Genomic DNA, 7,342 nt, shown 5'->3' on the forward strand with positions numbered 1-7,342 from the left:
AAGGTAAGGCTAAGTTTACCTAGGGGGTTCCATATGGCAGACAAGGCAAGCGCCCCGGCGCCCGCATGGACGCTCGCCCGGGTGCGGCTCGGCGCCGGTGGGCCGCTTGCCCGGCTGCGGGTGGCGGACGGCAGGATCACCCATGTCGTCCCGGAAACGGGCGCGGACACGGACGCCGGGGCCGGCGGTGAACCGGTCCTCGATCTCGATGGGCGGGTGCTGCTGCCCGGCCTGTGGGACGCCCACGTCCACCTCGCGGAATGGGCGAGCGCCCGGCATCGGCTGGACCTGGCCGGAACCTCCTCCGCGCGGGAGGTGACCGACCTCGTCCGGGCACGGGCCGGGGCGGCCGACGGCACGGTGCTCTACGGCTACGGGTTCCGCGACGGCCTGTGGCCCGACGCCCCGCACAAGGCACTGCTCGACGCGGTGCTGCCCGACCGGCCGGTCGCCCTGGTCAGTGCCGATCTCCATGCCGCGTGGTTCAACTCCGCCTGCCTCGCCCTCGTCGGCCGCGCCGACCACTCCACCGGCCTGATCAGGGAACACGAGGCCCACGAAGTCCTCGCGGCACTCCCCGCGACCCCGGCCGAGGTGCTCGACGGCTGGATCGAGGAGGCCTGCCGGGCCGCCGCCGCACGCGGGGTCACCGGTGTCATCGACTTCCAGTTCGGCGACACGGTCGCGGACTGGGAACGCCGCTCGGCCCAATTCCGGCCCGCCGTACGGGTGTTGGCGGCGGTCTACCCCGCCTACCTCGACGCCGCGATCAAGCGCGGGCTGCGGACGGGGGACGAGGTCGGCAGCCTGGTCGGGGTGGGCCCGCTGAAACTCTTCACGGACGGCTCGCTCAACACCCGCACCGCCCTGTGCCGCGACCCCTACCCCGGCCTGGAGGGCACGGACGGCGCCCACGGCATCGAGCAGACGGCCCCCGGCGAGCTCGTACGGCTCATGCGGCGCGCCGCCGCGCACGGCATCGAACCGGCGGTGCACGCGATCGGCGACCGTGCCAACACCGTTGCCCTGGACGCATTCGAGGCGGTGCGCTGCCGCGGCCGGATCGAGCACGCGCAGCTGCTGAGCCCCGAAGACCTCCCGAGATTCGCCGAGTTGGGGGTGATCGCGGGAGTTCAGCCCCGGCACGCGACGGACGACCGCGACGTGGCGGACCGGCACTGGGCCGGGCGTACCGAACGAGCCTTCGCCTACGGTGACCTGCTCGCCGCCGGCGCACGGCTGGAGTTCGGCTCGGACGCCCCGGTCTCGCCGCTCGACCCCTGGCTCGCCATCGCCTCGGCCGTCAGCCGGACCGACGACGAACGCCCCGCCTGGCATCCGGAGCAACGCCTTTCCGTCCCGGACGGGTTGGTGGCCGCGGCCCGTGGCCGTCGACTCATCAGGGTGGGGGACCCGGCCGACCTGGTGGTGGTGGACGTGGACCCGCTGGACGCCGATCCGGACACCCTGCGCACGATGCCGGTGCACGCCACGATGACGAACGGCCGCTGGACCCATGGCCCTTACTGAGGCGTTCCCGTGTCCTGGGTTCCCCATGACGTCCGACGACCGGTGAGAGGCCGACGAGCATGCCGTCATCCGACCTGATCCCGTACGACATGCCCGGCCCCGCCGCGCTGCCCCGGGACATCGTGGACGCGATCCGGCCGATTTCATGGTGAGTTGGCGTCACAGACAAAAACCCCGGGCCCGGAAGGGACCGTACCCTCCGGGCCCGGGGAGTCGTGGGGTGTCAGACGGTCACACTCGCCGCCTGTACCGAGCGGTGGATCTCCTCCGCCCGGACCGCGACCGTCGACAGCAGGGTGCTGGTCAGCCCGTGGGTGTGCTCGGTGCCGCCCTGGAGGTAGAGGCCGGCGGTCACCTCCGGGACGGTCTCGACCCGGTGATCCCGGCCCACGCGGATCTCGTCGCCGTCGTCCCTGAGACAGAGCTTGGCCGCCTCGCCGAGCAGTGAACTCAGGTCGCGGGGCCGGTAACCGGTGGCGAGCACCAGCACATCGGCGGGCAGCACCTGCTTCTCGCCGGTGGGCAGGAACTCCACGGCGACATCGAGACCGCCGTCCGCTCCGGCATCCACGGCGCGGACCCGCGAGACGTTCAGGAAGCGCAGCCGCTCGCGTCCCGCCACCTTCTCCCGGTACGCGGTGGCGTACAGGGCCTCGATCAACTCCATGTCGACCACGGAGTAGTTGGTGGACCGGTGGTAGTCGAGCAGCGACTGCTTGACCTCGGAGGGCGCCGAGAAGTAGACGTCCACCGCCTCCGGGTCGAAGATGCGGTTCGCGAACGGGCTGTCGTCGGCCGGGGTGTAGCCGTACTTGGCGAACACCGAGCACACCTCGGCGTCCGGGAAGGTGCGGTGCAGATAGTCGACCGCCTCGGCGGCGCTCTGGCCCGCGCCGAGCACCACGGCCCGTCGCACCGGCTGTCCCGCGGCGGCTAGTTCGGTCGCGCGCGGGATCAACTCGCTGTTGTGCCAGAGGCGTTCGCCCAGTTCGAGACCCGGCGGCACATGCGGCTCAAGACCCATGGCCACGCTGATGTTGCGGGCCCGGCGGGTCACGGTCGCGCCATTCCCTGAGGGGGCCCGGCTGGTGACGTCGAAGAAGGCCACCTCGCCGTCGTCGCCGCGCACCGGGTCGACGGAGACGACCTCACTGGCGTAGGAGACGAGGTGGGAGACCCGCTCGGCCGCCCACTCGAAGTACTCGTGGAACTCCACGCGCAGCGGGAAGAGGGTCTTCTGGTTCAGGAAGTCGATCAGTCTGCCCTGCTCGCGCAGGAAGCAGAGGAAGCTGTAGTCGCTGGTCGGATTCCGCAGTGTGACCAGGTCCTTGAGGAACGACACCTGCATCGTGGCGTCGTCGATCAGCATGCCCCGGTGCCAGCCGAAGCGCGGCTGGCGTTCCAGGAACAGGGCGCCCAGACGGCTGTCTGCCGGAAGGCTCTTGTTGTGCTCCTCAACCGCTATGGACAGAGCGAGATTTGACGGACCGAATCCGATTCCGAGTATGTCGTGGACCACTTCGGAATCCATGAGCGGTGACTTCACCGTGGCATCGCCTCCCTCAGGCAACCCAATGCTAGATAAGGTAAGGCTTACCTTGCAATGAGTCGTTGAAGGGAAGGACCGTCATGCGGGTCGTCATGCTCGGCTATCAGACCTGGGGTCACCGCACGCTGCAGGCGCTGCTGGACTCCGACCACGAGGTCGTGTCCGTCGTCACCCACCCGAAAAGTGAGCATGCCTACGAGAAGATCTGGGACGACAGCGTCGCCGAACTCGCCGAGAAGAACGACGTCCCCGTCCTGCTGCGCAACCGCCCCGACGACGCCGAACTCCTCGACGCCGTACGGGAGGCACGGCCGGACATCATCGTCGCCAACAACTGGCGCACCTGGCTGCCGCCGGAGCTGTTCGACCTCCCGCCGCACGGCACCCTCAACATCCACGACTCGCTGCTGCCGTCGTACGCCGGGTTCTCCCCGATCATCTGGGCGCTCCTGAACGACGAACCGCGCGTCGGCGTCACCGCGCACCGCATGAACGGCGAACTCGACGCCGGGGACGTCCTGATCCAGCGCTCGGTCCCGGTCGGCCCCACCGACACCGCGACCGACCTGTTCCACCGGACCGTCGACCTCATCGCGCCCATCGTGCGCGAGTCGCTCGACCTGATCGCCTCGGGCCGCGACGCCGGCCAGTGGGTGCCGCAGGACCGTAGCCGCGCCAGCTTCTTCCACAAGCGGTCGGAGGAGGACAGCCGTATCGACTGGAGCTGGCCCGCGGAACGCCTGGAACGGCTCGTACGCGCCCAGTCGGACCCGTATCCGAACGCCTACACCTTCCACCGCGGCCAGCGGCTCAGGATCGTCTCGGCTGCCGTCTCGGAGGGGCGCTACGGCGGCACCCCGGGCCGGATCTTCATCCGCGAGGGCGACGGAGTGGTCATAGTGGCGGGCCCCGAGGCCCACACCGGGCGCGGCCGTGGGCTGTTGGTGCGCCGGGTGCGGACCGGCGACGGCACCGAGTACGCGGCCGGCGACTACTTCCGCACGATGGGCGGGTACTTGACGTCCCGGCCCTGAGCCGACGAGCCCGCGCCGGTCGGCGTGTCGGGCCGGGCGGGGACCAGGTTCAAAAAAGTGTGTCACTTCTCGCGAGAAGTGACACACTTTTTTGAACCCCTACCCCGGCGGAGCCCTCATCGGGTCGTGACGGTGTCCTCGGACTTGTCGGTCAGAGGGGCGCCGTCGTGGTGGTGCCGTCCCAGTGGGATCACCAGCGGGGTGCCGCTGACCGGGTCGGGGGTGATCCGGCAGCGCAGGTCGAAGACGTCCTCGACGGTGGCCTCGGTGACGACGTCGGCGGGCGCGCCCTCGGCGACGATACGGCCGGCCTTCATGGCGATGACGTGATCGGCGTACCGGCAGGCCTGGTTGAGGTCGTGCAGGACCATCACGACCGTGCGGCCCTCGCGCCGGTTGAGGTCAGTGATCAGGTCGAGCACGTCGATCTGGTGGGCGAGGTCGAGATAGGTCGTCGGCTCGTCGAGGAGCAGGACGGGGGTGCCCTGGGCAACTACCATGGCTATCCAGGCGCGTTGCCGCTGGCCGCCGGAGAGCTCGTCGACCGGACGCTCGGCGAGCTCGGTGAGGTTCGTCGCCTCAAGGGCCGCGTGCACGGCCTCCTCGTCGGCCGTGGACCACTGCCGCCACCAGGTCTGGTGCGGGGAACGGCCCCGGCCCACCAGGTCCAGGACGGTCAGCCCCTCCGGCGCCACCGGCGTCTGCGGCAGGATGCCCAGTTTCCGGGCGAGTTCACGGGTCGGCACGGAACGCAGCGCGACACCGTCCAGCTCCACCACACCCTGGCGCGGGGCCAGCAGCCGGGCGAGCGCCCGCAACAGGGTCGATTTCCCACAGGCGTTGGCCCCGACGATGGCCGTGATCCGGCCGGTCGGCACGGTGAGGTCCAGATTCTCGACCACGGGCCGTCCGTCGTAGGCGAGATGAAGACCACGTGCCCGCAACTCGGGCCCGGAGGCGGGTGATTCGGACGTCCGCGGGGCGCGCGGGTCGGTGGTCGACATGCGATCAGCCTCCAGAGCCCGCGCGGTTGACGCGGATGAGCAGCCACAGCAGGACCGGCGCGCCCAGGGCGCCGGTGACGATACCGACCGGCAGTTCCGTCCCGGGGATCGCCTCGCGGGCGAGGAGGTCCGAGCCGAGGACGACGAACGCGCCCGTGAGACCGGAGACGAGCGGGGGCGGCGAGGAGGTGCCGGCCAGCCGCTGGGCGATCTGCGGACAGGCCAGCGCGACGAACGCCACCGGACCGGCCGCCGCCGTACCGAACGCGACCAGGCCCACCCCGGCCAACAGCAGTGCCAGCCGCACGATTTGGACGGGTGTGCCGAGTCCGGCGGCCACGTCGTCGCCGAGCATCAGCGTGCGCATCCAGCGGCCCATGCCCAGCGTCACCGGCAGCAGCACGGCCAGGGCGATGGCCAGGGAGTCGACCTGGCCCCAGGTCCGTCCGTTGAGGTTGCCGACCAGCCAGCCGAGGGCAGTCTCAGCCTCGAAGCGATTTCCGCGCGCCACAAGGAAGTTGGTGGCACTGGAGCAGATCCAGGACACCCCGATGCCGACGAGGATGATGCGGTACCCGGTGGCCCCGCCCTTCCACGCCAGCGCGTACACGAGCAGCGCGGTCACCAGCGCCCCGAGCAACCCCAGCGTCGACAGCCCGAGTCCGCCGGTCCAGCCCAGAACGACCGCCGCCACCACGGCGGTTCCGGCGCCCTCGGTGAGCCCGATCATGTCGGGGCTGGCCAGCGGATTGCGGGTCATCGTCTGGAACACGGCCCCGGAGACCCCGAACGCGACCCCGACCAGCAGCCCGACCAGCGCGCGCGGCAGCCGCAGATCCTGTACGACGATGACCGTGCCCGCATCGCCCGAACCCCACAGCGCCCTGATGACGTCGGTGAACGCCACCGGATAGTCGCCGATCGTCAGACCCCAGCAGAACAGCAGGAACGCGCCGACCGCGACGCCGACTCCTGTCAGCAGCAGGCGCGGACGCAGCACGCCGGACACCGGGGGGACGGTGAGCCGGAACGGCCGGTTGCCCAGGGCGGCTGGTGACGGTGGTGCGGACACGCTCATACCTCCGCGAGCTTCCGGCGGCGGACCAGGACGATGAAGAACGGGCCGCCGAGGAAGGCGACGAGAACACCGGCCTGGATCTCGGTCGGGCGGTCCACCATCCGGCCCAGGATGTCGGCCGACAGCAGCAGCACGGGCGCGAGCGCGGCGGACAGCGGCAGCAGCCACCGGTAGTCGGGGCCGATGCCGACCCACTGGGCGAGGACCCGGGCGATGTGCGGGACGACCAGACCGAGGAAGACCACGGGACCGATGACGGCGACGGACGCGCCGGTCAGCAGCACGACCGCGGTGACCCCCTGGAGCCGTACCAGGCCCAGCCGCCGCCCCAGGGAGGCGGCCACGTCGTCGCCCAGCGCCATGCTGTTGAGGGCGGGCGCGCAGGACAGCGCCAGTACGGCGCCGACGGCGAGGAAGGGCAGGATGCGCACCAGATCGCCGGAGTCCTGGTCGGCCAGGGTGCCGGCCGACCAGAAGCGGTAGCGGTCCAGCGCGTCCTGGTCGGTCAGCACGATGGCGCTGGTGAACGACTGCAGCAGCGAGGTGACGGCGACCCCGGCGAGCGCCAGTTTCACGGGCGTTGCCCCGGACCGGCCCAGCCGTCCCAGGAAGAAGACCACGACACTCGCGACCAGCGCCCCGCCGAACGCGAACCACACATAGCCGTACAGCGAGGTGGCCCCGAGCACGCCGACCGCCAGGACGATCGCGAAGGACGCGCCCGCGCTCACCCCGAGGATCCCCGGGTCCGCGAGCGGATTGCGGGTCAGGGCCTGCATCAGCGCGCCGGACAGGCCGAGCGCGGCACCCGTCGTCAGGCCGAGCAGGGTGCGTGGGACGCGTACCGACCAGATGACGTTGTCGATCAGCCGGCTGGGCGGATGGCCCAGCACCGAGCGCACAACCTGGTCGAGCGGAACACTGAGCGCGCCCAGCGCGACGGACAGCAGAGACAGCAGAACGAGGAGGGCGACGAGGAGGGTCACCAGCACCGTGGTGCGAAGCCTTCTGCCTGAAGCCACGTGCCGGTCTCCATGTCGTCTTCCGGGTCATCTTCCGTGCTCTGGAGCCCTGTTGGCGGACCACCGGACAGCCCGGCCCGCAGCTTAGGTGAGCATAACCTCAGCGGCTGTGACATGGGCCTGCG

The 7,342-nt window shown here is 70.7% G+C and carries 6 protein-coding genes; 2 read left to right on the plus strand and 4 right to left on the minus strand.

Annotated features, from left to right (window positions below):
- Positions 1–33: 33 nt before the first annotated feature.
- Positions 34–1,530 (plus strand): amidohydrolase, encoded by a 1,497-nt coding sequence (locus OH768_RS43790; protein ID WP_406462188.1) that lies wholly within the window; start codon positions 34–36, stop codon positions 1,528–1,530.
- Positions 1,531–1,753: 223 nt separating this feature from the next.
- Here OH768_RS43790 and OH768_RS43795 read toward each other — a convergent pair whose 3' ends face one another.
- On the minus strand, positions 1,754–3,061 hold the full coding sequence (locus tag OH768_RS43795; RefSeq protein ID WP_406462190.1) for a lysine N(6)-hydroxylase/L-ornithine N(5)-oxygenase family protein: 1,308 nt from the start codon (positions 3,059–3,061) through the stop codon (positions 1,754–1,756).
- A 98-nt stretch (positions 3,062–3,159) separates the two neighbouring features.
- Here OH768_RS43795 and OH768_RS43800 point away from each other — a divergent pair, with 98 nt between their 5' ends.
- Positions 3,160–4,113, plus strand: a complete 954-nt coding sequence (locus OH768_RS43800) for a methionyl-tRNA formyltransferase (protein WP_406462192.1) — start codon at positions 3,160–3,162, stop codon at positions 4,111–4,113.
- A 116-nt stretch (positions 4,114–4,229) separates the two neighbouring features.
- Here OH768_RS43800 and OH768_RS43805 read toward each other — a convergent pair whose 3' ends face one another.
- From OH768_RS43805 to OH768_RS43815, 3 genes are read right to left on the minus strand one after another with little or no spacing between them, the layout of a single operon-like run.
- Complete coding sequence (locus OH768_RS43805; protein ID WP_406462193.1) at positions 4,230–5,117, minus strand: ABC transporter ATP-binding protein; 888 nt, start codon at positions 5,115–5,117, stop codon at positions 4,230–4,232.
- Between the two features lie 4 nt (positions 5,118–5,121).
- On the minus strand, positions 5,122–6,195 hold the full coding sequence (locus OH768_RS43810; protein WP_406462194.1) for a FecCD family ABC transporter permease: 1,074 nt from the start codon (positions 6,193–6,195) through the stop codon (positions 5,122–5,124).
- On the minus strand, positions 6,192–7,217 hold the full coding sequence (locus OH768_RS43815) for a FecCD family ABC transporter permease (RefSeq protein ID WP_406462195.1): 1,026 nt from the start codon (positions 7,215–7,217) through the stop codon (positions 6,192–6,194). Before OH768_RS43815 ends, OH768_RS43810 begins: the two co-directional genes overlap by 4 nt.
- Positions 7,218–7,342: the final 125 nt, after the last annotated feature.

The sequence above is a fragment of the Streptomyces sp. NBC_01622 genome (assembly GCF_045209635.1).
Taxonomy (GTDB): Bacteria; Actinomycetota; Actinomycetes; order Streptomycetales; family Streptomycetaceae; genus Streptomyces.